A 26038-nucleotide genomic window follows, 5' to 3' on the forward strand; every position below is an offset into this window, starting at 1 on the left:
GGCAGGTCATGCTTTATTATCCAGCATCTTTTTCAGCCCATCGAGAGGCGTGCGGCCCAGCCCGGCCGATGGCTCGCCGCAAGCACGGACCAAAAAACAAGATGGCAGTCAAATATCCCGCTTTTCGTAAAAAATTCCCTCTATTGGTTACCGGCGGGCTACTTGCTCTGCAACCGGTAGCGATGCCTCTGGCGATCGCAGCCGAACAGTTCGCCTGCCAGCCCGGCACCGGCGGCGGTTGGAACTGTTCGTCTGACGCGGCCAGTCCAGCACTGCCTTCACGTCCAGCCCATAGCGTAAGCACCGCTGGCAGCACGACCGCATCCGCTCAACAGCCGGCGCGCAAGGCACAACGTCAGGTAGCGACCACCAGGCTGGTCAACGAAAGCAGAGGGCGGGCCCTGGCCTCACGCAGCGCCGATTACAGTCACCTTGACTGGGTGCCGCGCGATCAGCTGACCAATGCCCAGCTGGCCGAGACCGGCCCCTACTGCGCCGGCACCTATGTTGAACCGAACCGTCCCGGTCAGTTCGATGAAACACCGATGAGCGAAGCACCCACATACGTTTCGGCCAAGGCAACCCGCTACGAGCAGCAGCAGGAAATCGCCACGCTGGCAGGGGACGTGGTGCTTCGCCAGGGCAGTATCCAGGCCGAAGCCGATGAGGCAAACCTGTATCAGCTGGAAAACCGCGGCGAGCTGAGAGGCAACGTGCGTCTGCGTGACCAGGGTGCCCTGATGGTCGGAGACCGCGCCGAGCTGTTCCTCGACACCGGGGAAGCCCAGGTGGAGAATGCCGAGTATGTCGTTCACGAAGGCAAGGTCCGCGGCAGCGCGCTGTATGCCAAACGCACCGATGACGCCATCATCCGCCTCAAGGACGGGACCTATACCCGCTGCGAGCCAGGCGACAACGACTGGTATCTGCAAGGCAACAACGTGACGCTGAACCCTGCCACCGGCTTCGGCTCGGCAACCAACGTGACGCTGCGGGTCAAGGGCGTTCCGGTGTTCTACACCCCCTATATCTTTTTCCCGATAGATGACCGCCGCCAGTCCGGCTTCCTTGCGCCAAGCATCAGCTCTTCCAGCGATACCGGGCTGTCCCTGGTGACGCCGTACTACTTCAACCTGGCCCCCAATTTCGACGCCACGCTCTACCCGAACTACATGACCGACCGCGGCCTGCTGATGGAGGGTGAGTTCCGCTACCTGACCCGCAACAGTGACGGCCAGTTTGGCGCCGCCTACCTGAACGACAGCAACGACGATCGCGAGCTGCAGTCTGAGTACGAAGACCAGCGCTGGATGTACAGCTGGCAACACCGCACCGGCCTGGATAACCGCTGGCTGGCAGAAGTCGACTACACCGACATCAGCGACCCCTATTACTTCCAGGATCTGGACACCCAGCTGGGCATCGACCAGCCCGATCACCTGGACCAGCGCGGCACCCTTACCTATCGCGCAGCAAACTACACAGCGCGACTGAACGTGCATGCTTACGAGCGCGCCACCATCGCCGACGTCACTCCCTATGAGCGCCTGCCGCAGCTGACGCTCAACGGCGCACTGCCGTTCCAGCCGGGCGGTTTGCAGTTTGCGTATAACACTGAATTCGTCAGTTTTCAGCGCAGCCTGCGCAGCGGATATTTCACCGACGAATATGGCAATACAGGCACGCCTGAACAGTTGTGGTACGACGCGCGGCTTGCCGGGCTGAATCGTGCGGAAGGCGAGCGTCTACATCTTGAGCCGGGCGTCAGCCTGCCCCTCGACTGGTCCTGGGGTTTCGTCAAACCGTCGCTGAAATACGCATACACCAGGTATGACCTCACGCTGGACAATACCGGCCGCAGCCAAGTGGCCGAGTTCAATGACTCGCCTGACCGTAGCGTGCCGATTTTCAGCGTCGACAGCGGCCTGTATTTCGATCGCGACACCCAGTGGTTTGGCAAGGACTATCGTCAGACCCTCGAGCCGCGGATGTTCTACCTGTACGTGCCAGAAGAAGACCAGGATGACATCCCGGTGTTCGATACCGGCGAGAACACCTTCAGCTACTCCTCGCTGTGGCGGGAAAATCGCTTCTCGGGCAACGACCGGATCGGTGATGCCAACCAGCTGTCGCTGGGCGTGACCAATCGCTGGATCGAGCCGAACGGGCTGGAGCGTCAGCGCTTGAGTTTCGGCCAGATCATCTACTTCCGCGATCGTGAAGTGCAGCTACCCAATCTTGAGGATCGTCCGGGCTCGACCTCTGACGTGTCGCCTTATGCCCTTGAGTACCTGTACCGCTATAACCGCGACTGGCACTTCACCTCGAGCTTCAACTGGGATCCGGATGCAGGCAGTACGCGTTCAGGCAGCGCCATGTTCCACTACCAGCCGGCCGACAACCCGCGGAAGATCGTCAACTTCGGCTACCGTTATCGCAACGACACCGTTCGCTTCGACCAGGCCACCGGCCAGTGGACCTACGGCGGCGACTACGGTACGCCGGGCTCGCCTGAGTACATCGAGGACTACTACAAGATCAACCAGCACGACATCTCCACGATCTGGCCAATCCTGCCGCAGTGGAGCCTGATCGCACGCTGGCAGCATGACTACAGCCGCAACCGCACGCTGGAAGCCTTCGGCGGTTTCGAGTACGACAATTGCTGCTGGAAACTGCGCCTGATTAACCGCTACTGGATCGATTACGACGAAACCAGTCTCAACCCATCGCAGAATGATGAGCCGGACAACGGCATCTTCCTGCAAATCGTCCTCAAGGGACTCGGCGGCGTGTTCGGCAGCTCCACCGAGACATTCCTCGACGAAGGCATACAAGGCTACCGTGAACGTGAAGATCAAGCTTTCTGATTTCCTGCGCCCCCTGCTGGCGGGCGCCCTTCTGCTGAGCAGCGCAGCTGCTCTCAGCACCGCCTCGGCCGAAGTTCGGCCGCTGGACCGCATCGTTGCCATCGTGGACAACGATGTCATCATGCAGAGCCAACTGGAGCAGCGTCTACGCGAGGTTCAACAGACCATCGAAAAGCGCGATGCCGAGATGCCGCCCGCCGAGGTCATGCAGCAGCAGGTTCTCGAACGACTGATTACCGAGAATCTGCAGCTGCAGATCGGTGAGCGCTCAGGCATCCGCATTTCTGATGAAGAACTCAACCAGGCCATGGGCACCATCGCTCAACGCAACAACATGAGCCTTGACCAGTTTCGGGCTGCGCTGGAGCGCGACGGTTTGAGTCTGGACGCTGCGCGCGAGCAGATTCGCCGGGAGATGGTCATCAGCCGGGTGCGTCAGCGGCGAATCGCTGAACGGGTGCAGGTCTCGAATCAGGAGGTTGAAAACTTCCTCGCCTCCGATCTTGGCAAGCTGCAACTGTCTGAAGAATACCGTCTGGCCAATATCCTGATTCCGGTACCTGAATCAGCTGATTCAGCGACGATCCAGGCAGCTGAGAAAATTGCTCAGGACACCTACCAGCAGCTTCAGCAGGGTGCCGACTTCCCCAAGCTGGCCGTCTCGCGCTCAGCCAGTGAAAACGCGCTGGAAGGTGGCGACATGGGCTGGCGTAAAGCAGCCCAGCTGCCGCCGCCGTTCGACAGCGAAGTCAGCTCGATGTCGGTCGGGGAGGTTACCCAACCGGTGCGTACTCCGCCGGGCTTCATTCTGCTGAAGGTGCTCGACAAGCGCGGCGGCGAGACGCAGGTACGTGACGAAGTCCATGTTCGCCACATCCTGATCAAGCCGAGCCAGATCCGCAGCGAGGAAGAAAGCCGTCGTCTGATCGAGCGGTTGCGCGACCGTATACAGGCAGGCGAAAGCTTCTCCGAACTGGCGAAGAATTTCTCCGAAGATCCCGGCTCGGCACTCAATGGAGGCGACCTGAACTGGATCGACCCCAACTCGCTGGTGCCGGAGTTCCGCGAGGTGATGACGAACACGCCCAGCGGCCAGCTGTCTGAACCGTTCAAGACGCCGTACGGCTGGCACATTCTGGAAGTGCTCGGCCGCCGCGCCACGGACGCCAGCGAAGAGTTCCGTGAACAACAGGCGTTGAACCTGCTGCGCAATCGCAAGTACGAAGAAGAATTGCAGAATTGGCTGCGCCAGATACGCGACGAGGCGTACGTCGAAATCAAGATCTGATCACGACGGTCACGCTGACCTTGCTCCTGTTTCGCCTCGACGGGCCGGCCAATCGGCCGGCCCGCCTCTTTTCACCAGCCTGAAGGCACCGTCATGATCGCCAAACGCTTCGCCCTCACGCCCGGCGAACCCGCCGGCATCGGTCCCGACCTCTGTTTGCTGCTGGCAGGCCAGACACATCCTCACATCCTGATCGCCATAGCCAGCGCCGATATGATGCGCGACCGTGCCAAGGCGCTGGGCTTGAACATCCAGATCCTGACTGTAGGCCCCCAGGGGTGGCCGGATCGCCCTGCCTCCGCCGGTGCGCTGTATGTCTGGGATACGCTGCCTGCCGAACCAGTGGTGGCAGGCACGCTCAACCCGGCCAATGCAGCATATGTTCTCGAGACCCTGGCGCGCGCCGGTCGGGGCTGCCTGGACGGCAGCTTTGCCGGCATGATCACCGCGCCCGTGCACAAAGGCGTGATCAACGAGGCGGGCGTCGCGTTTTCAGGACATACCGAATTTCTCGCGGAGCTGACCGCCACCGAACAGGTAGTGATGATGCTGGCGACTCGCGGGTTGCGCGTAGCCCTGGTGACAACTCATCTCCCTCTCAAGGATGTGGCGAGCGCCGTGACCGGCGAGCGGCTGCAACGAGTGACCAGGATTCTCCATCACGATCTCGTCACCAGGTTTGGCATACCCCACCCCCGCATAGTCGTCTGTGGGCTGAACCCCCACGCGGGCGAAGGGGGTCATCTGGGGCGCGAGGAAATCGACGTCATCGAACCTGCGCTGAGCTGCCTGAGAAACGAAGGCCTCGATCTGGTCGGACCGCTGCCCGCAGACACGCTGTTCACACCAAAGCACCTTGAGCACTGCGACGCCGTGCTGGCGATGTATCACGACCAGGGCTTGCCGGTACTTAAATACAAAGGCTTCGGCGCTGCGGTGAACGTCACCCTTGGGTTGCCCATCGTGCGCACCTCGGTCGACCATGGAACCGCACTGGACCTTGCCGGTACCGGGCGAATCGACACCGGCAGCCTTCAGGTCGCACTGGACACCGCGTATCAGATGGCGCGATAGCTGGAAGCTGGAAGCTGGAAGCTGGAAGCAAATCAGTTTGGCGAATGGCTTCTGCGCAAAGGTCCCCGAGTCGTCCCGCCCCTTTTCGTCCTCCTGCGCCTTTCTCGTCTTTCTCTTCTTACGGGCTGCTAAAATGCGCGCCTTTTCGCTTCCAGCTCTAAGCTCCTGGCTTCGAGCTGCCCCCTGGAGCTTCCGATGTCCGATTACCAACACCGCGCGCGAAAGCGTTTCGGCCAGAACTTCCTCCACGACGCTGGCGTGATTCATCGCATCCTTCGCGCCATCCACGCCAAGCAGGGGGAGCGGATCGTCGAGATCGGCCCGGGCCAGGGCGCACTGACCGAAGGCTTGCTCGACAGCGGTGCGCACCTGGACGTGGTCGAGCTGGACCTCGACCTGATTCCGATCCTCAAGCAGAAATTCGCCGACCGCGACAACTTTGCGCTGAACCAGGGCGATGCGCTGAAGTTCGACTTCGCCCAGCTGAGCTCGGAGCCAGACAGCCTGCGCATCGTAGGCAATCTTCCATACAACATCTCCACACCGCTGATCTTTCATCTGCTCGATCATGCCAACCTGATCCGCGACATGCATTTCATGTTGCAGAAGGAAGTGGTCGAGCGCCTCGCAGCGGCACCGGGCGGAGGTGACTGGGGCCGGCTGTCGATCATGGTGCAATACCACTGCCGCGTCGAACATCTGTTCAACGTTGGCCCCGGCGCCTTCAACCCTGCGCCCAAGGTCGAGTCGGCTATCGTTCGCCTGGTCCCGCATGAGGTGTTGCCCCATCCGGCCCAGGACCACAGGCAGCTGGAGACCGTTGTCCGGCAGGCCTTCAATCAACGCCGCAAGACGCTGCGTAACACCCTCAAGGGGCTACTGGATGCGGATGCCATCGCCGCGGCGGAGGTCGACGGCAGTCTGCGCCCGGAACAGTTGGACCTGGCCGCGTTCGTAAGATTGTCGGATCAACTTTCCGCCCGCAGCTGCACCCGCGCCTGAAGGCGAACCCACAAGCAGGAGTCACCATGCCCGAAGACCTTCGCTATCGGATCGACGTTAGCGTCCGCACGGCCTATCTGGCAGACCAGTCGCAGCCGGAACAAAACCGTTTTGCCTTTGCCTACACCATAACCATTGAAAACAATGGCCAGCTCACTGCGCAGCTGCTGTCACGCCACTGGATCATCACCGACGGCGACGGACAGGTGCAGGAAGTACGCGGCGACGGCGTAGTTGGCGAGCAGCCGGTCCTCGCCCCAGGCCAGCGCCACGTATATACCAGCGGTACGCTGATGGCGTCCCGTGTTGGCACCATGCAAGGCAGTTATCAGATGCTCGCCGAAGATGGGCACCGCTTCGACGCCCTGATTGCGCCGTTCAGGCTGGCCGTACCCGGAGCTCTGCATTGACTACCTATGCTGTCGGTGACCTGCAAGGTTGCCTTACCCCTCTGCAATGCCTGCTGGAACGCGTCGATTTCAGCCCGTCCCGCGACTGCCTGTGGCTGGCTGGTGACCTGGTCAACCGTGGACCTCAGTCTCTTGAGGCGTTGCGTTTCGCGCATGACCTTGGCAGCTCGGGAATTACAGTTCTTGGCAACCACGATCTGCATCTGCTCGCTGTCGCCAACAACGTCGAACGGCTGAAAAAGTCCGACACGCTGCAGGCGATTCTCGACGCACCCGACCGCGCCGACCTGATCTACTGGCTGCGCCAGCAAAAACTCATCCATCACGACCCCGTGCGTGAAACCACAATGGTGCATGCCGGTATCCCGCCCCAATGGACATTGAGCAAGTCCCTGCGTCGGGCAGCCGAGGTCGAACAGGCGCTTCGCGATGATGCATTGCTGCAACCCTTTCTCGACGGCATGTACGGAAACCAGCCGGCCAAGTGGAGCAAGGACCTGCACGGTATTCCGCGACTGCGCGTGATTACCAACTATTTCACGCGCATGCGCTTCTGCAAGGCCGACGGTACGCTCGATCTGGATGCCAAGGAAGGACTCGACTCGGCGCCCGATGGCTTTGCGCCCTGGTTCAGCCACCCCACGCGTAAAGCGCGCGGAGCCAAGATCATTTTTGGTCACTGGGCCGCACTGGAAGGTCATTGCGATGAGCCGAACGTGTTTGCTCTGGACACCGGCTGCGTCTGGGGCAATTCCATGACACTGATGAACATTGACAGCAACGAGCTATACCACTGCGACTGCGAGGCAAAAGCATGACGGACTTCAAGCGCATCTCACCGGAACAGGCGCAGGCGTTGCGTGACCGGGGCGGCGTCGTGGTCGATATCCGCGACGCCGGGAGCTATGCCGCTGGACACATCAGCCGCTCCACTCATCTGGACAACCACTCGCTGCCCGACTTCATCGCCACAGCCGACCTCGACCATCCGCTGATTGTGACCTGCTATCACGGGCACTCCAGCCAGAGTGCTGCAGCCTACCTGGTGAAACAGGGTTTCTCGGACGTCTATAGCCTCGATGGAGGCTTCGAACTGTGGCGCCAGGCCTTTCCTGATGAAGTCGAACAAAGCGATCCTGCCTAAAAAATATTTTCTGCCAGAGGCCGCACAGGGCGCGGCCTTGAGCCTTCCTTCCGACGAAACGCAGCGGTAATAGCGCCTCCTTGCCCTTGAATGTGCCGAATCCGAACTATCCTTCAGTCAGGCCATCCATACAGATGAAGCCGTCCTGCGGCTAACGGGCCTCAAGTTTCGACCATCAGGTGTTCGGGGGGACTCCACAGGCCGATAGTCGGCCGGTACCTGAATGCCAGATGACAACACCGGCTCCGAGCATCGTCCGAGGTGAAGTCAATGAGCATTTTCAGCCATTTCCAGCAACGATTCGAAGCAACACGCCAGGAAGAGTATTCGCTTCAGGAATACCTCGATCTGTGCAAGGAAGACCGGGGTACCTACGCCACTGCTGCCGAGCGCCTGCTGATGGCGATCGGCGAGCCACAGGTAATCGACACGTCGACGGACCCAAGACTGTCGCGCATCTTTTCCAACAAGGTGATCCGCCGCTACCCGGCCTTTGAAGACTTCCACGGCATGGAAGACTGCATCGATCAGATCGTCTCCTACTTCCGCCATGCAGCCCAGGGACTGGAAGAGAAGAAGCAGATTCTCTATCTTCTCGGCCCGGTGGGTGGCGGCAAGTCGTCACTGGCCGAAAAGCTCAAGCAGTTGATGGAAAAAGTGCCTTTCTACGCCATCAAGGGATCCCCGGTTTTCGAGTCGCCGCTGGGGCTGTTCAATCCCGCCGAAGACGCCGACATTCTCGAAGAGGATTACGGCATCCCGCGCCGCTACCTGACCTCGATCATGTCTCCCTGGGCCACCAAACGTCTGCAGGAATTTGGTGGCGATATCAGCCAGTTTCGCGTGGTCAAGCTGTACCCGTCGATCCTCAATCAGATCGCCATCGCCAAAACCGAGCCCGGCGACGAGAACAACCAGGATATTTCTGCGCTGGTGGGCAAGGTGGATATCCGCAAGCTGGAGGAATTCCCGCAGAACGACGCCGATGCCTATAGCTACTCGGGCGCGCTGTGCCGCGCCAACCAGGGCATGATGGAGTTCGTCGAGATGTTCAAGGCACCGATCAAGGTGCTGCACCCGCTGCTGACGGCCACCCAGGAAGGCAACTACAACAGCACCGAGGGTCTCGGCGCCATTCCCTACAACGGCATCCTGCTGGCCCACTCCAACGAGTCGGAATGGCACACCTTCCGCAACAACAAGAACAACGAAGCTTTCATCGACCGTATCTACATCGTCAAGGTGCCTTACTGCCTGCGGGTCACCGACGAGATAAAGATCTACGACAAGCTGCTGTTCAACAGCTCCCTGTCCAAGGCGCACTGTGCGCCGGATACGCTGAAGATGCTGGCGCAGTTCTCGGTGCTGAGCCGGCTGAAGGAGCCGGAAAACTCCAACATCTATTCGAAGATGCGGGTGTACGACGGCGAGAATCTCAAGGACACCGATCCCAAGGCCAAGTCGATCCAGGAATACCGGGACACCGCTGGTGTCGATGAGGGCATGAATGGGCTTTCCACCCGGTTTGCCTTCAAGATCCTGTCCAAGGTTTTCAACTTCGACCCCCACGAGATCGCTGCCAACCCGGTACACCTGCTCTATGTGCTGGAGCAGCAGATCGAGCAGGAACAGTTCCCCGCGGAGGTTCGCGAGCGCTATCTGCGCTTCATCAAGGAGTACCTGGCGCCACGCTACGTCGAGTTCATCGGCAAGGAGATCCAGACAGCATATCTGGAGTCCTACAGCGAGTACGGCCAGAACATCTTCGACCGCTACGTGCTGTATGCAGACTTCTGGATTCAGGACCAGGAATACCGGGACCCGGAAACCGGCGAAATCCTCAACCGCATGGCGCTGAACGAAGAACTGGAAAAAATCGAAAAGCCGGCCGGTATCAGCAATCCGAAGGATTTCCGCAACGAGATCGTCAACTTCGTGCTGCGCGCCCGAGCCAACAACAACGGCAAGAACCCATCCTGGCTCAGCTACGAGAAGCTGCGCGTGGTGATCGAGAAGAAGATGTTCTCCAACACCGAGGACCTGCTGCCGGTCATCAGCTTCAACGCCAAGGCCAGCAAGGAGGATCAGAAGAAGCACAACGACTTCGTCGTGCGCATGGTCGAGCGCGGATATACCGAAAAGCAGGTACGACTGCTGTCGGAATGGTATCTGCGGGTACGTAAATCGCAGTAACAGCAGCTTGAAGTCTGAAGCTAGAAGCTGGAAGAAAGCAGCACGCTTTCAGCTTCTAGCTTCCAGCTTCCAGCTGCCCCGGAGGGGCCTATGAGTTACGTGATCGACCGCCGCTTGAACGGCAAGAACAAAAGCACCGTCAACCGCCAGCGGTTTCTGCAGCGCTACCGAGGGCATATCAAGAAGGCCGTGGAGGAAGCCGTAGGCCGGCGCTCCATCACAGACATGGAACATGGGGAGCAGATAAGTATCCCAGGGCGGGATATCGACGAGCCGATTCTTCATCACGGCCGCGGTGGCCGGCAGACCATCGTGCATCCAGGCAACAAGGATTTTATCGCCGGTGAGCGGATTCCCCGCCCACAAGGCGGAGGTGGCGGCCAGGGCGCAGGCCAGGCCAGCAACAGTGGCGAGGGCATGGATGACTTCGTGTTCCAGATCACTCAGGAAGAGTTTCTGGATTTCATGTTCGAGGATCTGGAGCTGCCCAACCTGGTCAAACGGCACCTCACCGGCACCGACACCTTCAAGACGGTTCGTGCAGGCATCAGCAACGAGGGCAATCCCTCGCGAATCAATATCGTGCGCACGCTGCGCTCGGCCCATGCGCGGCGCATTGCGCTATCAGGCAGCAGCCGCGCCAAATTACGTGAAGTGAAGGCCGAACTGGAGCGTCTCAAACGTGAGGAGCCGGCCAACTTCAGCGACATCCAGGCCGCGGAAGAGGAACTGCAGCGACTCAGCGCCCGCATTCATCGCGTCCCCTTTCTCGACACCTTCGACCTCAAATACAACCTCCTGGTCAAACACCCCAACCCGAGTTCCAAGGCGGTAATGTTCTGCCTGATGGATGTGTCCGGCTCGATGACCCAGGCCACCAAGGACATCGCCAAGCGATTCTTCATCCTCCTCTACCTGTTTCTCAAGCGGAACTACGACAAGATCGAGGTGGTGTTCATTCGCCACCACACCAGTGCCAAGGAAGTCGACGAAGAAGAGTTCTTCTACTCCCGCGAAACCGGCGGCACCATCGTCTCCAGCGCGCTGAAGATGATGCAGGAGATCATGGCCGAGCGTTATCCGGTCAACGAGTGGAATATCTACGCTGCACAGGCGTCCGACGGCGACAACTGGAATGACGATTCCCCGGTCTGCCGGGACATCCTGATCAACCAGATCATGCCGTTCGTCCAATACTTCACCTACGTCGAAATCACCCCGCGCGAGCATCAGGCGCTGTGGTACGAATACAACCAGGTGGCCGAAGCCTTTGCCGATTCGTTTGCCCAGCAGCAACTGGTAACGGCTGGAGACATTTACCCGGTGTTCCGCGAACTGTTCCAGCGGCGCATGGCTAGCTGAGGTACGCAGCATGAAACGACAGCCCATTTCCACCGGTTCGGAATGGACCTTCGAGCTGATCAAGAGCTATGACCGAGAGATCGGTCGCATCGCCGAGCGCTATGCGCTGGACACCTACCCCAACCAGATAGAGGTCATCACGGCCGAGCAGATGATGGACGCCTACGCCTCGGTGGGCATGCCGCTTGGCTATCACCACTGGTCCTACGGCAAGCATTTCCTCAGCACGGAAAAATCCTATACCCGCGGGCAGATGGGCCTGGCCTACGAGATCGTCATCAACTCCGATCCCTGCATCGCCTATTTGATGGAAGAAAACACCATCACTATGCAGGCACTGGTGATCGCCCATGCCAGTTATGGCCACAACAGCTTTTTCAAGGGTAACTACCTGTTCCGCACCTGGACCGACGCCAGTTCGATCATCGATTACCTGGTGTTTGCCAAGCAGTACATCATGCAGTGCGAAGAACGCCACGGCATCGATGCCGTGGAGGATCTGCTCGACTCCTGCCATGCGCTGATGAACTACGGCGTCGACCGCTACAAGCGGCCCTACCCGATATCTGCCGAGGAAGAGCGACGCCGGCAGAAGGATCGCGAAGAGCATCTGCAGAAGCAGATCAACGATCTGTGGCGAACCATTCCCAAATTCGGCGAGAAAGATGACGAACGCCAGCGCGACCAGCGCTTTCCCGCCGAGCCCCAGGAGAACATCCTTTACTTCATCGAAAAACATGCACCGCTGCTGGTGCCTTGGCAGCGAGAAGTAGTGCGCATCGTGCGCAAGATCGCCCAGTATTTCTACCCGCAGCGGCAGACGCAGGTCATGAACGAAGGCTGGGCAACATTCTGGCACTACACGCTGATCAACGACCTGTACGACGAAGGGCTGGTGACCGACGGCTTCATGTTCGAATTCCTTCAGTCCCACACCAGCGTCATCTATCAGCCCGGTTTCGACAGCCCCTACTACAGCGGTATCAATCCCTACACCCTGGGGTTCGCCATGTACCAGGACATTCGCCGGATCTGCGAGAACCCAACCGAGGAAGACAAGCGCTGGTTTCCCGATATCGCCGGCAGCGACTGGCTCACCACCGTCAAGTTCGCGATGAACAATTTCAAGGATGAGAGCTTCATCCTGCAGTTCCTTTCGCCCAAGGTGATTCGTGACCTGAAGCTGTTCAGCATCCTCGACGACGACCGCAAGGACGATCTTCTGGTGCCTGCAATCCACGACGAAAGCGGTTATCGCACTATCCGCGAGCTCCTGGCCGCGCAATACAACCTCGGCAACCGTGAACCGAACGTGCAGGTCTGGAGTGTCGATCGCCGCGGCGACCGCTCACTTACCCTGCGTCATCAGCAACACGACCGTAAACCGCTTGGCGGCTCCACCGAGGAGGTACTCAAGCACCTGCACCGGCTTTGGGGATTCGATGTCCATCTGCAATCGATGCAGGATGACAAGGTGGTGGCCAACCACCACATGCCGCCACGTACGGAAGCAGAGCCTGAGGCAAGATTTCCCGGCATGAGCCTGGCACTAAGGCCGACCTGAACAGGGACACCTGTCGCCGCCCCGCCTTTGGTTTATCCTCCCCGCTCCGGAGGATGACATGCAAATCTATAAAGTTGGAGGGGCGGTACGAGACAGGTTGCTGGGACGGCCTGTCACTGAGGTGGACTGGGTTGTCGTGGGTTCGACTGCCGAGCAGATGCAGGCGCAGGGTTACCGTCCGGTCGGGGCGGATTTCCCGGTGTTTCTACATCCGCAAACCGGCGAGGAATATGCCCTTGCACGCACCGAACGCAAGAGCGGTCGTGGTTATGGCGGCTTTACCTTTTATGCCAGCCCCGACGTCACCCTTGAAGAGGATCTGGTCCGTCGCGACCTGACCATCAACGCTATTGCAGAGGACGCCAGAGGTCACCTGATCGACCCCTACAACGGCCAGCAGGACCTCGCCGACCGCGTGCTCAGGCACGTGTCGCCCGCCTTCGCTGAAGATCCGCTGCGGATTTTGCGTGTCGCGCGCTTTGCGGCGCGCTACGCGGACCTCGGCTTTCGCGTCGCAACGGAGACCGAAAACCTGATGCGCCAACTCGCCGAATCCGGCGAGTTACAGGCACTGACCCCGGAGCGCAGCTGGAAGGAAATATCACGTGCGCTCATGGAGCCACGTCCGGATGTCTTCGTTCAGGTCCTGCGCCGGTGCGGCGCGCTTAAGGAGCTGTTCCCCGAAATCGATGAGCTGTTCGACACGTATCGCGAAGCGCCGGTCAGTTCTGGTCGGCAGCTTCTCCACGTCCTGCATGATTGCGCAGACGACCAGCAGCCGCTCGCCGTGCGCTGGGCATGCCTGCTGCATGGGCTCGCAAATATCCCCTCACGCCTCGATCAGCCTGCGGATTCAGGACGGATTGCCGAAGTCGGCGCGCGCTTCAAGGTGCCCCGCGAATGCCAGGACCTGGCGTTGCTGGTCGGCGCCTTTCGCCACCAGGCGGACATGGCCATGCAACTCGCGGGCGCGGCGCTTTTCGAGCTGCTGCAGCATTTCGACATCTACCGCCGCCCTGAGCGCTTTGAGCTCTGCATAGAAGCATGGCGAACGATCGCCCGCAGCGACGCCCGAAGCGCCCCCACCGCCTATCCGCAGGCGCAATACCTGGTCGGTGCCGCCATGGCCGCGCGCGCCGTGGAGGTCAAGGCGCTGATCGAGCAGGGGTACAAGGGAGCAGAGCTGGGTGAGGCGCTCAAAGCCGAACGGCGGCACGCCGTTGAACGCTATGCGGAACGCCAGCGGAGCCCCTCACCCTAGCGCTGGCCGGAGCGGCTACCGGTCAGAGGGGGCCGGGAAGGATTGCCGCAAACGGTCAGGGGTTAGATCTGAACCTTGCCAGTCAAACGACACCGGCCAAAGCTCTTGATCAATGCTCGATTCGCCCCACAGCTGGGCGAAGGTCTTGGCCACGACAGGGTGCCGAACCTCTGGCGCCAGCAATGACAACGGCCACAACACAAAGGCATTTCTCAGGGTTTCCGGCCTCGGCAACTCCAGTCCATGGAAATTGCCGACCAGATCACCGTACATCAGCACATCGATATCCAGCGGCAAGCCCTTGCGGTCCGGCGCATAGCGACCATTGTCCGCCTCGATGAACTTGAGTCGGCGATCAAGCTCCATCAGTGGCAACCCCGTCGTCCCGGAGACGACCAGGTTGAAGAAGTTTTCACCCTTGTAGCCCACCGCCAGGCTCTCGAACACAGGCGAGCACCTCATGTCACCGAGCATTTGCTGCAACGCATGGAGACCAGCGGTAAGGTGCTGTTCGCGCCGAGCATTGCTGCCGAGCCCCAGCAGTACGGGAGTCATCGACATCCGCGTTCAATCTCCACACCCAGTGCCGAGGCACGTGTATTGACGCCCGGCTTGGTGACTCGCAAGCGCAGCCAGGTGATGCCGAACTCATCCATGAGGGAGGCCGCGAGCCGTTCGGCGAAGGTTTCCACCAGCTCGAAACGCGACGCCTGGGCAAAGCGGTCGATGGAAGCCGTGACCTTGGCATAGTCCAGCGCCTTGTCCAGTTCGTCGTTTGCCGCAGCGGGACGAATGTCCCAGCCCAGGGTCAGGTCCAGACGCAGACACTGCCGAATGCCGCGCTCCCAGTCATAGGCGCCGATCAGCGTGTCCACTTCCAACCCTTCGATGAAAACTGTATCCACGCAACTCTCTCCTCACAGCACGACAACGCTGGCGTCCGCCGTTAGACTCAAGGCTCCCTGCCCCGGATGGATGCCATGTTCTGGCAACTGATACTGCTTGCCTATCTGATCGGCTCCCTGTCATTCGCCATTCTACTCAGTCGCCTGGCCGGTGCGCCCGATCCGCGTTCAAGTGGCTCGGGAAATCCCGGCGCGACCAACATGCTACGCCTGGCTGGTAGGCGCCTCGCAGTGCTGACGCTGTTCGGCGACCTGCTCAAGGGACTGCTGCCGGTCCTGCTTGCAGCCTCGCTGGGCCTTGCGCTCCAGCAGCAAGCCTGGATCGGTCTCGCCGCCGTCATTGGCCACCTTTACCCTCTTTACTTTCGCTTCCACGGCGGAAAAGGCGTTGCGACTGCGGCCGGTGCCCTCCTCGGCCTTTACTGGCCTGTCGCATTCGTAGCGCTTGGCACATGGCTGCTGGTGTTCAAGCTTAGCCGCATCAGCTCCCTTGCCGCCTTGTGCGCGTTACCCCTGTGCCTGCCTCTGCTGGCCTGGCAACAACCCGCTGCATTCGTACCCATGGCGCTGCTTGCTGCCTTGATCATCTGGCGACACCGCAACAACCTGCAGGACCTGCGTGCCGGCCGGGAGCGGCATTTCTAGAACTGCTGTCTAGACAGCAGCCAGCTGCTCCATAGGCCAACGGGCCTGAACCGAGATTTCCGGCCCCTCATGCTGCCCTGCCAGCAGCCGCTGACAGCCGGCATAGGCGATCATGGCACCGTTGTCCGTACAGAAGCGGGGCCTGGCGTAAAACACCTTCCCGTTCAGGCTCTCAAGCATCTTCTCCAGACTCTGACGCAGTGACTGGTTAGCGCTTACGCCACCAGCAATCACCAGACTCTTGAGGCCGGTCTGTTTCAAGGCGCGCTGGCACTTGATGGTCAAGGTATCGACCACCGCCTGCTGGAAGGCGAGCGCAATATCACAACGGGTTTGATCACCGTTGTCGCCGTTGCTTTGGCATAGTTGCCACGCAGTCAGGGTGGACGTTTTCAGCCCGCTGAAGCTGAAATCCAGGCCGGGCCGGTCGGTCATCGGCCGCGGGAAGTTAAATCGCCCCGGAGTCCCTCGCTCAGCCAGCGCAGCGATTTCCGGACCGCCGGGATAACGCAACCCCATCAGCTTGGCGGTCTTGTCGAACGCCTCGCCCGCGGCATCATCGACCGACTCTCCCAACAGCTCATAGCGGCCGATGCCGTCGACCCGAACCAGCTGCGTATGGCCGCCGGATACAAGCAGCGCAACGAATGGAAACGCAGGTGGCGTCTGCTCGAGCATGGGTGCCAACAGGTGACCTTCCATATGGTGCACCCCGATCGCTGGCACCCCCCAGGCAAATGCCATGGCCTGGGCACAGGAAGCGCCGACCAGCAATGCCCCGACCAGCCCAGGGCCGGCCGTGTAGGCAACCGCATCGATCTGGTTCGACTCGCGCCCGGCCTCCTCGAGCACCTGGCGGATCAGCGGTAGCATGCGCTTGACATGGTCGCGTGAAGCCAGCTCAGGCACGACCCCGCCGTAGACGCGGTGCAGATCGATCTGGCTGAACAGCGCATCAGCCAGTAGACCTTGCTCGCTGTCGTAAAGCGCAACGCCCGTCTCGTCACACGACGTTTCCAGCCCCAGAACCAACATGGGCATGACCCTTTAAAGAAGCGAATGAAGCCGCGCATATTAATCGCCGGGCCCTGCGACCGACCAGCGCTTTTCGCTCAGGGGGCTTTGCATTCCATGCGTCAAGGCGTTAACATCCGCAACCCTTAAAACCAGCGTGCTCGCGATATTTGCCGAAGCGCGTTGTAACCGGTAAACAAGTGAAGGTACGTCCTGGATGCCCAACGTTAAAGTTAAAGAGAACGAACCATTCGACGTAGCTCTGCGTCGCTTCAAGCGTTCTTGCGAAAAGGCCGGTGTTCTGGCTGAAGTCCGTAGCCGCGAGTTCTATGAAAAGCCTACTGCCGAGCGCAAGCGTAAAGCTGCAGCAGCGGTAAAGCGTCACGCCAAGAAAGTGCAGCGCGAACAGCGCCGTAGCGTTCGCCTGTACTGATCCGGTACAGCTAAGCGTTGCATCAAGCCCGGCAACTGCCGGGCTTTGCGTTCCTGAAGGAAACTCCGCTTCGCCAACGGCGAAAAGTCGGAGTTTTTTTCATTCCGGCCCGATCACTGCGAGCGTATTCTCATAGCCCTATGGCCGGCCTGATTCCGCAATCCTTCATTGACGACCTGCTGAACCGCTCCGACATTGTCGAGGTGGTGAGTTCACGCATCCAGCTGAAAAAAGCCGGAAAGAACTACACCGCCTGCTGCCCATTCCACAAGGAAAAGACGCCTTCGTTCAGCGTAAGCCCCGACAAGCAGTTCTACTACTGCTTCGGCTGCGGCGCTGGCGGCAACGCGCTCGGGTTCATCATGGACCACGACAGCCTGGAGTTTCCCCAGGCTGTCGAGGAGCTGGCCAAGCGCGCTGGCATGGAGGTCCCCCGGGAGGAAAGCGGACCAGGACGCAAGCCACGTCAACCGGTGGACTCGCCGCTCTATCCCTTGCTCAACGCTGCGGCCGAATTCTACCGGCAAGCGCTGAAAAACCACCCAGCCCGCAAGGCAGCCGTGGAATACCTCAAGGGTCGCGGACTGTCCGGCGTGATAGCCAGAGATTTCGGCCTTGGCTTCGCGCCACCCGGCTGGGACAACCTGATGAAGCATCTGGGTGGTGACAGCCTCCAGCAAAAGGCGATGATCGATGCCGGCCTGCTGATTGAGAACGCAGAAAGCGGCAGAAGCTATGATCGCTTCCGTGATCGCGTGATGTTCCCCATTCATGATTCACGCGGCCGCGTCATTGCTTTTGGCGGACGAGTACTTGGCGACGATAAGCCTAAATACCTCAACTCTCCGGAAACGCCTGTATTCCACAAAGGCCAGGAACTGTACGGCCTTTACGAAGCGCGCAAAGCCAACCGCGACCTTGAAGAAATCATGGTCGTGGAAGGCTACATGGATGTCATCGCATTAGCACAGCAAGGGCTGCGCAACGCAGTGGCAACCCTTGGTACAGCAACCAGCGACGAACACCTCAAGCGCCTGTTTCGCATCGTCCCCAGCGTTCTTTTCTGCTTCGATGGTGATGCTGCAGGCCGCAAAGCGGCCTGGCGCGCACTCGAAGCCACCCTGCCCAACCTGCAGGACGGTCGCCGCGCACGGTTTCTGTTCTTGCCAGACGGCGAAGATCCGGACAGCCTGGTACGCGCAGAAGGCACCGATGCCTTCCTTGCACGCATCAATCAACAGGCCCAGCCGCTTGCCGATTACTTTTTCCAGCAACTGAGCGAGGAAGCCGACCCTCGATCACTGGAAGGCAAGGCCCACCTTGCGACCCTGGCAGCGCCGCTGATCGAAAAAATTCCAGGTAAGAATCTGCGCGCACTGATGCGCCAACGGCTCAGCCAGATCACCGGCCTGCAAGGCGAAACGCTCCAGCACATGTCGTTGGCCAATAGTCCGAGCGCAACCCCGGAATACGATGACAGCGCTTATTACGACACCGGCGCCACACACGACGAAGGCGACTACTACGCACCGCCCGAGCCCGCGCAGCCCAGGCGCAGCGACAAGAAAGAATGGAAAAAGGACTGGAAAAAACCCGGCGGGCGTCCAGACTTCAAACCACGAGGCCCACGCACACCAACAAGCGTCGAGCCGCCGGCCCTGACGACCCTGCGCACCCTCCTGCATCATCCGGAGCTTGCTCAAAAGGTCGAAGACGTCAGCCACTTTGCCGACGAAGATGACACTTATGCGCAGCTGCTGGTTGCACTGCTCGGCACTTTGCAGAAAAACCCAAGGCTCAGAAGCCTGCAGCTGATCGCTCGCTGGCACGGAACGGACCAAGGGCGACTTTTACGAGCCCTGGCTGAGAAAGAATGGCTGATTTCGGCCGACAACCTTGAACAACAGTTTTTCGACACCATAACAAGCCTTGCCTCCAGACAACGCGAGCGCAGCCTGGAGACGCTGCTACGCAAGGCTCGCCAAGGCGAACTCAGCGCAGAGGAGAAAGATCAGCTGCGCACCCTGCTAAATCGCAACTCAGCACCCGCTAAAGGGCACGTCTAAAAACGTAGGCAAGGCAGGCAAGACAAGGAAAAAACAGGCGAGGATACGGAGTTTAGTGGTCTAAATGAGCAGTCCGAGCCTGTTTTTAACGCAGTGTTGCCAACGGAGATAGTTTTTAGAGTGCCCTAAATCGACCTCAACTGGCGCGCGAGGTCCCTGCTCGGCTATAATGCTCAGCTTGTTTTCAGCCCGCCAGAACCGTCAGTGGATAGGGTTATATGTCCGGAAAAGCGCAACAGCAGTCCCGTCTCAAAGAATTGATCCAGCGTGGCCGTGAGCAGGGGTACCTGACTTACGCCGAGGTCAATGACCACCTACCGGAGGATATTTCCGATCCGGAACAGGTGGAAGACATCATTCGCATGATCAACGACATGGGTATCAATGTATTCGAGGTTGCCCCGGATGCCGATGCCCTGTTGCTGGCCGAAGCCGATACCGATGAAGCCGCAGCGGAAGAAGCCGCAGCGGCACTTGCCGCTGTCGAAACCGATATTGGCCGCACCACCGATCCCGTGCGCATGTATATGCGAGAAATGGGCACCGTTGAATTGCTGACCCGCGAAGGCGAAATCGAAATCGCCAAACGCATCGAGGAAGGCATTCGCGAAGTAATGAGCGCCATAGCCCATTTCCCGGGCACGGTAGACAGCATTCTCGCCGACTATGATCGGGTCACCAGTGAGGGTGGGCGGCTATCTGACATCCTCAGCGGCTACATAGACCCTGACGACGACGGCGCAGCCGGCCCGCAGGAAGAAGTCGAGCCCGTCACACCTCAGACTGCCGCAAAGCCTGCTGCAGACGATAAGGATGACGAAGAAGAAGAAGACTCCGACAGCGACGAAGAGGAAGGCGATGGCGGCCCGGACCCGGAAGTTGCTCGCGTTCGTTTCGGCGCGGTTGCCGAACAGCTCGAAGCCGCCAAAAAGGCCCTGAAGAAGCATGGCCGTGGCAGCCAACAGGCGACCGATGCCCTTCAGGAGCTGGCTACGCTCTTCATGCCGATCAAGCTCATCCCCAAGCAGTACGATGCCTTGGTCGACCGTGTGCGCGACGCATTGAGCCAAGTCCGTGCCCAGGAACGCGCCATCATGCAGATCTGCGTGCGTGATGCACGCATGCCGCGCGCTGACTTCCTGCGTCAGTTTCCGAACAACGAAACCGACCTGAGCTGGGCCGATCAACTTGCCAATGGCAAGAGCAAGTACGCCGAAGCCATCGCGGCACGCAAGGAAGACATCCAGCGCTGCCAGGAGAAGCTGCTCGCCCTCGAAGAAGAATGCGCACTGCTGATCGCCGACATCAAGGACATCAACCGGCGCATGTCGATCGGCGAAGCCAAGGCTCGCCGGGCGAAGAAAGAGATGGTCGAGGCCAACCTCCGCCTTGTTATATCCATCGCCAAGAAGTACACAAACCGTGGCTTGCAGTTCCTCGACCTGATTCAGGAAGGCAACATTGGCCTGATGAAAGCGGTGGACAAGTTCGAATACCGCCGCGGCTACAAGTTCTCGACCTACGCCACCTGGTGGATTCGCCAGGCGATCACTCGCTCTATTGCAGACCAGGCGCGGACCATCCGCATCCCGGTGCACATGATCGAGACGATCAACAAGCTCAACCGCATTTCCCGCCAGATGCTGCAGGAAATGGGCCGCGAGCCTACGCCTGAGGAGCTTGGCGAGCGCATGGAAATGCCTGAGGACAAGATCCGCAAGGTACTGAAGATCGCCAAAGAACCGATCTCCATGGAAACACCGATCGGTGACGACGAAGACTCGCACCTGGGTGACTTCATTGAAGACTCCGCCATGCAATCGCCCATCGACGTGGCGACCGTGGAGAGTCTCAAGGAAGCCACTCGCGAAGTGCTTTCCGGCCTCACCGCAAGGGAAGCCAAGGTACTGCGCATGCGCTTCGGGATCGACATGAATACCGACCACACTCTCGAGGAAGTCGGCAAACAGTTCGATGTAACCCGCGAGCGCATCCGTCAGATAGAAGCCAAGGCACTACGCAAGCTGCGCCACCCGACGAGAAGCGAGCACCTGCGCTCCTTCCTCGACGAGTAAATCAAACCCCCGGCCCAGGCCGGGGTTTTTGCATTCATGGCCAAACAAAACAACAAGCTGCGTTCTGCTGCGCTTGGCGCACACGCAACACCACCGGTATAATCCGCCGGCCTCTGAGGGCCTATAGCTCAGTTGGTTAGAGCAGAGGACTCATAATCCTTTGGTCCACGGTTCGAGTCCGTGTGGGCCCACCACCTTCAAAGCCGCGCATTGCGCGGCTTTTTTTCTGGCTCAGCAACGCTCCAATAAGCTTCTCGATGGTTCTTCACCGCCAGCGGGGAACGTTGTGTCGCAAACGCTCCCCATCAGAGCAGCGCGGACAGAGCCTTGCATGATCGAAGCGTTCTGCTACGAGGCTGAGCGCGCTCTTACGCCATCATGGTCTGGCTTGCCAGCCTCCGACGCTACTGATAGCGGCTCTGCTTCAGGAGCCTGTTTCTGGCGGTCAAGCGCACCAAACGCTCGGCGCATGAGATACGCTGCAAAGAACGCAGCGGTCAGAAACATTAGCAATATCGGGACGGCCTGTGCGTTCATTGCAGTGTGCTCACTATGTGAAGACTCGACAGTATAGTAGCTATTTGATATTGCGTCCGTTGCTGTATCAGCCTGCAGCCGTCTAGGGCCAGGTTCAGGCGAGAGGGTAGTTTCCAGCTGTCAACGAACGTGGCGGTTGATGGTCAGATCGTGAAGAACCTACAGCCTTAAGAGGCCCTTCATGGATCGCCAATACACGAGACGCTTTAACCAACTACGGGCACATATCGATGAGATGCTTGGCAACGGCGCGATAATTACCGAGAGAGCCCCCTTGATGATAAAGAGCGGAGAAGTGCTCTATACGGTCTCGTGCGGAATGCTCATCGGTGAGCGGCGAGTGAAGACCTGAGCAGACAGCCGAACGATAATTGCGTCAGCGCGTTTCGTTGCAGAGTTTTTTTTGGTCCTGTCCCTGGAAGCCTTAGGACATCAGGGAACACTTCGCCTCGACATGCACATCCATGATATGGCTGTGGCGCAAGTCGCTTCGTGGCCGACTTGATATTTACCGGACCGACTCCACCTACTCTTCGTCCTCTCGAAGCACGCCAACCGGAGTTATGCCATGACTGCCCTCCTTGTTCCTTGCGCACAGTGCGCGGGGCTCAACCGCATCCCCGCCGAACGCCTTACCGACATGCCTCGGTGCGGCCATTGCAAGTCACCTGTGCTGAGCAGCAAGCCGTTCACCCTGGAGCAGGACAGCTTTGCGCGTCAGATCAAGGGCGAGCTACCGTTGCTGGTCGATGTGTGGGCAAGCTGGTGCGGACCCTGCCAGGCCTTTGCCCCAACCTTCGAGCAGGCTGCCAGACGGCTCGAGGGACGCTGCCGATTCGCCAAGCTCGACAGCGAGGGCAACCCGCAGCTCTCCGCGCAACTCGGCATTCGCTCAATCCCGAGCCTGATACTGTTCAAGGATGGCAAGGAAATTTCCCGCCAGGGTGGTGCGATGCCGCTTGCTCAGTTACTCAGCTGGTTGGAACAACAAGGCATATAGAGGCTCTCTCATCGTTGGGTAGGTTTATGCCTTAGCCTACTCTAGCGCTGACCGGCGAGCGCAGCCCCCAGGAGCCCGACTGTCGCTCAAACCGCAGCATTACCGAACGAATAATTCGACTCGTGAGTCAACAGGACAGAATACAACTCGTCCTGGAGCCATCATGTTCGGAAAGTCATCGCACAAATTCGAAGTCAATTACATCTTTCAGAACGACCCGCGCCACCACATTATCGAGTCGGAAGATGAGCGGATGTCGCAGGCCAGCGCTGCACGGCATCTGATCGAGTTACACAACGGGGATGCTGAAAACAGCCTTGTAATGCCCGATGCGGGAGCCGACGAAGCGGAGATGCTGGAGCAAGCCGAGGTCATAGGTATAAGCGACATACGCGTGACCAAGTTGCTGCATGAACACGAACCGGGCACCACACCAGGTCATTACCAGCAGCCATAACTGAAAAGAGCCGCTTTAGCGGCTCTTTTCATCCAGGCGGATCAGGCGTGGTATTTAGCAGACAGCTCATGCACGGAGTCGATGAAAGCACCGGCGTGGGCTGGGTCAACCTCTGGTGTAATACCGTGCCCCAGATTGAATACGTGCCCGCTGCCGTGCCCGTAACTGGTGAGGATACGGCCGACCTCGGCGCGAATGGCGTCAGGCTTGGCGAACAGCACGCTCGGATCCATGTTGCCCTGCAGCGATACCTTGTCTCCGACTCGAGCCCGAGCCGCGCCGATATCGCAGGTCCAATCCAACCCCAACGCCTCGGCGCCTGTGACGGCCATCGACTCCAGCCAAAGCCCGCCGCCCTTGGTAAACAGGATCACCGGTACACGACGGCCTTCATATTCGCGGATAAGCCCATCGATGATTTTCTGCATGTAGGCCAGTGAGAACTCTTGATATGCCGCAGCTGAGAGGCTGCCTCCCCAGGAATCGAAGATCTGCACAGCCTGGGCACCGGCCAGGATCTGCCCGTTGAGGTAGCTGGTCACCGACTGCGCCAGCTTGTCGAGCAGTGCATGCATGGCCTGCGGATTTTCGTACAGCATCGCCTTGGACTTGCGAAAGTCCTTGGAGGAACCGCCCTCGACCATGTAGGTCGCCAACGTCCAGGGGCTGCCAGAGAAGCCAATCAGCGGCACGCGGCCGTTGAGCTCCCGGCGGATGGTACGCACGGCCTGCATGACATAGCCAAGCTCCTGCTCAGGATTAGGCACAGGCAGCGCCTCGATATCGGCCATGCTGCTGACTACTTTCCTGAAGCGAGGCCCCTCACCTGCTTCGAAATACAGGCCCAGGCCCATGGCATCCGGCACCGTGAGGATGTCGGAAAACAGGATGGCAGCGTCGAGAGGATAACGGTCCAGGGGCTGCAACGTGACCTCGCACGCCAGCTCGGGATTCATGCACAGGCTCATGAAGTCGCCCGCCTTGCTGCGGCTGGCGCGATATTCGGGCAGATAGCGTCCGGCCTGACGCATCATCCACACCGGCGTCACATCAACCGGCTGTTTGAGTAGGGCGCGGAGAAAGCGATCGTTCTTCAGGGCGGTCATGTCTGGCTTCCAGCAAAAAAGTGGCGGCATTGTCGCAAAGCGGAAACCAAAAGGCACGGCGAGCGCCGTGCCTTTTGTCTATGGGCTTGATTCAGATCAGGCCTGCCGGAGCATATGCGGGGCGGGCAAACGCCTACATCCGCAACAGTTGTATGGAGGCACGACCCAACCCTACCAATTAGACTTCCAGGAAGTCGAGAATACCTTCAGCAGCCTGGCGGCCCTCGAAGATGGCCGTGACCACCAGATCGGAGCCGCGCACCATATCGCCACCGGCAAATATCTTTGGATTGCTGGTCTGATGCTTGAACTTACCCATTTCGGGGGCGACGACGCGCCCCTGGTTATCGGTCTGGATACTTTTGGCTTCGAACCAGTCAGCGGGGCTGGGGCGGAAACCGAACGCGATAACAACCGCATCAGCCGGCAGCACTTCCTCGGACCCGGGTATCGGCTCGGGGCTACGGCGCCCCCGCGCATCCGGCTCGCCGAGGCGTGTTTCCACAACCTTGACGCCTTCCACCTTGCCCTCACCAACGATGGCAATCGGCTGACGGTTGAAGAGGAACTTCACGCCCTCTTCCTTGGCGTTTTTAACTTCCCTGCGTGACCCGGGCATGTTCGCCGCGTCACGGCGGTACGCACAGGTCACAGTCTTCGCACCCTGACGAATCGAGGTACGGTTGCAGTCCATAGCAGTGTCGCCACCGCCCAGCACTACGACCTTCTTGCCCTTCATGTCGACGAAATCTTCAGGTGATTTCTCGAAACCGAGGTTGCGATTGACGTTGGCTATAAGGAAATCCAGCGCGTCGTATACACCTGGCAGATCTTCCCCAGGGAAGCCGCCCTTCATGTAGGTATAGGTCCCCATACCCATGAACACTGCATCGTAGTCAGCGAGTAGCTGGTCGATGGTCACGTCCTTGCCGACTTCGGTGTTCAGGCGGAATTCGATGCCCATGCCGGTGAAGATTTCACGCCGGCGGCTGAGCACTGTCTTTTCCAGCTTGAACTCCGGGATACCGAAGGTCAGCAGACCGCCGATTTCCGGGTTTCTGTCGAAGACTACCGGCGTAACGCCGCTGCGGACCAGCACGTCAGCGCAACCCAGACCGGCCGGGCCGGCGCCGATGATGGCGACCTTCTTCCCGGTCGGCTTGACCTTGGACATGTCCGGGCGCCAGCCCATGGCAAAAGCAGTATCGGCGATGTACTTTTCCACCGATCCGATAGTGACAGCACCGAAACCGTCATTCAGGGTACAGGCGCCTTCGCACAGACGATCCTGCGGACAGACCCGCCCACAGACCTCCGGCAGCGTATTGGTTTGGTGAGCCAGCTCAGCAGCAGCAAGGATGTTTCCCTCGGAAACCAGCTTCAGCCAGTTGGGGATGTAATTGTGTACCGGGCATTTCCATTCGCAGTAGGGGTTGCCACAACCCAGGCAACGATGGGCCTGCTCGCAAGCCTGCTGCGGCTTGAAGGGTTCGTAGATCTCTACGAACTCCTTCTTGCGCTGACGCAGCAGCTTTTTCTTCGGATCCTTGCGCCCGACCTCGATGAACTGGAAGTCGTTATTCAGACGTTCAGTCATTTCAAAACCTCTTAGCAGCAGCTACAAGCACTGGC

At 59.5% G+C, this 26038-nt stretch carries 22 protein-coding genes and 1 tRNA gene; 18 read left to right on the top strand and 5 right to left on the bottom strand.

From position 1 onward, the window contains the following. The first annotated feature begins 101 nt into the window (after window positions 1-101). The 11 genes from AC4LFW_RS15555 (at window position 102) to AC4LFW_RS15605 (ending at window position 14168) form a co-directional block, all read left to right on the top strand. Window positions 102-2870 carry an LPS-assembly protein LptD gene (locus tag AC4LFW_RS15555; protein WP_491820003.1) on the top strand — a complete coding sequence of 923 codons (2769 nt, stop codon included), beginning with the start codon at window positions 102-104 and terminating at the stop codon, window positions 2868-2870. Next, window positions 2851-4158, top strand: coding sequence for a peptidylprolyl isomerase (locus AC4LFW_RS15560; protein ID WP_491820005.1), 1308 nt, complete (start codon window positions 2851-2853; stop codon window positions 4156-4158). Before AC4LFW_RS15555 ends, AC4LFW_RS15560 begins: the two co-directional genes overlap by 20 nt. A gap of 93 nt (window positions 4159-4251) precedes the next feature. Next, window positions 4252-5232 carry a 4-hydroxythreonine-4-phosphate dehydrogenase PdxA gene (gene pdxA / locus AC4LFW_RS15565; protein ID WP_491820006.1) on the top strand — a complete coding sequence of 327 codons (981 nt, stop codon included), beginning with the start codon at window positions 4252-4254 and terminating at the stop codon, window positions 5230-5232. A gap of 195 nt (window positions 5233-5427) precedes the next feature. Then, a complete protein-coding gene (gene rsmA, locus AC4LFW_RS15570; RefSeq protein ID WP_491820007.1) occupies window positions 5428-6234 on the top strand; it encodes a 16S rRNA (adenine(1518)-N(6)/adenine(1519)-N(6))-dimethyltransferase RsmA in 807 nt (268 codons plus the stop codon). Between the two features lie 26 nt (window positions 6235-6260). Continuing rightward, window positions 6261-6644: a Co2+/Mg2+ efflux protein ApaG gene (apaG, locus tag AC4LFW_RS15575; protein ID WP_491820008.1), complete on the top strand. Its 384-nt coding sequence runs from the start codon at window positions 6261-6263 to the stop codon at window positions 6642-6644. Further along, complete coding sequence (locus AC4LFW_RS15580; protein WP_491820010.1) at window positions 6641-7462, top strand: symmetrical bis(5'-nucleosyl)-tetraphosphatase; 822 nt, start codon at window positions 6641-6643, stop codon at window positions 7460-7462. The genes apaG and AC4LFW_RS15580 overlap by 4 nt, the downstream gene beginning before the upstream one ends. Then, window positions 7459-7788 (top strand): thiosulfate sulfurtransferase GlpE, encoded by a 330-nt coding sequence (gene glpE / locus AC4LFW_RS15585; protein ID WP_491820011.1) that lies wholly within the window; start codon window positions 7459-7461, stop codon window positions 7786-7788. Before AC4LFW_RS15580 ends, glpE begins: the two co-directional genes overlap by 4 nt. A 270-nt stretch (window positions 7789-8058) precedes the next feature. After that, entirely contained in the window at window positions 8059-9981 is a 1923-nt protein-coding gene (locus tag AC4LFW_RS15590; RefSeq protein WP_491820013.1) for a PrkA family serine protein kinase, read from the top strand. A gap of 90 nt (window positions 9982-10071) precedes the next feature. Further along, complete coding sequence (locus AC4LFW_RS15595; protein ID WP_491820014.1) at window positions 10072-11343, top strand: YeaH/YhbH family protein; 1272 nt, start codon at window positions 10072-10074, stop codon at window positions 11341-11343. A gap of 10 nt (window positions 11344-11353) precedes the next feature. Continuing rightward, on the top strand, window positions 11354-12907 hold the full coding sequence (locus AC4LFW_RS15600; RefSeq protein WP_491820015.1) for a SpoVR family protein: 1554 nt from the start codon (window positions 11354-11356) through the stop codon (window positions 12905-12907). Between the two features lie 58 nt (window positions 12908-12965). Continuing rightward, window positions 12966-14168: a multifunctional CCA addition/repair protein gene (locus AC4LFW_RS15605; RefSeq protein WP_491820016.1), complete on the top strand. Its 1203-nt coding sequence runs from the start codon at window positions 12966-12968 to the stop codon at window positions 14166-14168. Between the two features lie 15 nt (window positions 14169-14183). Here AC4LFW_RS15605 and folK read toward each other — a convergent pair whose 3' ends face one another. Together folK and folB are read right to left on the bottom strand one after the other, a co-directional pair. Then, window positions 14184-14729: a 2-amino-4-hydroxy-6-hydroxymethyldihydropteridine diphosphokinase gene (folK, locus tag AC4LFW_RS15610; RefSeq protein ID WP_491820017.1), complete on the bottom strand. Its 546-nt coding sequence runs from the start codon at window positions 14727-14729 to the stop codon at window positions 14184-14186. Beyond that, window positions 14720-15073 (bottom strand): dihydroneopterin aldolase, encoded by a 354-nt coding sequence (gene folB / locus AC4LFW_RS15615; RefSeq protein WP_491820019.1) that lies wholly within the window; start codon window positions 15071-15073, stop codon window positions 14720-14722. Before folB ends, folK begins: the two co-directional genes overlap by 10 nt. A gap of 75 nt (window positions 15074-15148) precedes the next feature. On the opposite strand from folB, the gene plsY reads away from it, so the two are divergent. After that, complete coding sequence (gene plsY, locus AC4LFW_RS15620) at window positions 15149-15718, top strand: glycerol-3-phosphate 1-O-acyltransferase PlsY (RefSeq protein WP_491820021.1); 570 nt, start codon at window positions 15149-15151, stop codon at window positions 15716-15718. A 9-nt stretch (window positions 15719-15727) separates the two neighbouring features. Here plsY and tsaD read toward each other — a convergent pair whose 3' ends face one another. Next, window positions 15728-16753, bottom strand: a complete 1026-nt coding sequence (tsaD, locus tag AC4LFW_RS15625; protein ID WP_491820023.1) for a tRNA (adenosine(37)-N6)-threonylcarbamoyltransferase complex transferase subunit TsaD — start codon at window positions 16751-16753, stop codon at window positions 15728-15730. A 196-nt stretch (window positions 16754-16949) separates the two neighbouring features. Here tsaD and rpsU point away from each other — a divergent pair, with 196 nt between their 5' ends. The 6 genes from rpsU to AC4LFW_RS15655 all read left to right on the top strand — a co-directional run bounded on the left by rpsU (window position 16950) and on the right by AC4LFW_RS15655 (window position 23300). Beyond that, window positions 16950-17165 (top strand): 30S ribosomal protein S21, encoded by a 216-nt coding sequence (gene rpsU, locus AC4LFW_RS15630; RefSeq protein ID WP_003283508.1) that lies wholly within the window; start codon window positions 16950-16952, stop codon window positions 17163-17165. Window positions 17166-17305: 140 nt separating this feature from the next. After that, window positions 17306-19231 (top strand): DNA primase, encoded by a 1926-nt coding sequence (dnaG, locus tag AC4LFW_RS15635; RefSeq protein WP_491820026.1) that lies wholly within the window; start codon window positions 17306-17308, stop codon window positions 19229-19231. A gap of 218 nt (window positions 19232-19449) precedes the next feature. Then, window positions 19450-21306, top strand: coding sequence for an RNA polymerase sigma factor RpoD (rpoD, locus tag AC4LFW_RS15640; RefSeq protein WP_491820028.1), 1857 nt, complete (start codon window positions 19450-19452; stop codon window positions 21304-21306). Between the two features lie 117 nt (window positions 21307-21423). After that, window positions 21424-21500: transfer RNA gene (locus tag AC4LFW_RS15645), tRNA-Ile, on the top strand. A 911-nt stretch (window positions 21501-22411) separates the two neighbouring features. Next, a complete protein-coding gene (gene trxC, locus AC4LFW_RS15650) occupies window positions 22412-22843 on the top strand; it encodes a thioredoxin TrxC (RefSeq protein WP_491820030.1) in 432 nt (143 codons plus the stop codon). A 163-nt stretch (window positions 22844-23006) separates the two neighbouring features. Then, window positions 23007-23300: a hypothetical protein gene (locus AC4LFW_RS15655; RefSeq protein ID WP_491820032.1), complete on the top strand. Its 294-nt coding sequence runs from the start codon at window positions 23007-23009 to the stop codon at window positions 23298-23300. 41 nt (window positions 23301-23341) lie between these two features. On the opposite strand, the gene hemE is transcribed toward AC4LFW_RS15655, so the two are convergent. After that, complete coding sequence (gene hemE / locus AC4LFW_RS15660) at window positions 23342-24406, bottom strand: uroporphyrinogen decarboxylase (RefSeq protein WP_491820033.1); 1065 nt, start codon at window positions 24404-24406, stop codon at window positions 23342-23344. Between the two features lie 178 nt (window positions 24407-24584). After that, window positions 24585-26003 carry an FAD-dependent oxidoreductase gene (locus tag AC4LFW_RS15665; RefSeq protein WP_491820035.1) on the bottom strand — a complete coding sequence of 473 codons (1419 nt, stop codon included), beginning with the start codon at window positions 26001-26003 and terminating at the stop codon, window positions 24585-24587. Window positions 26004-26038 lie beyond the last annotated feature (35 nt).

Source organism: Stutzerimonas sp. C6.4V, from assembly GCF_058536345.1.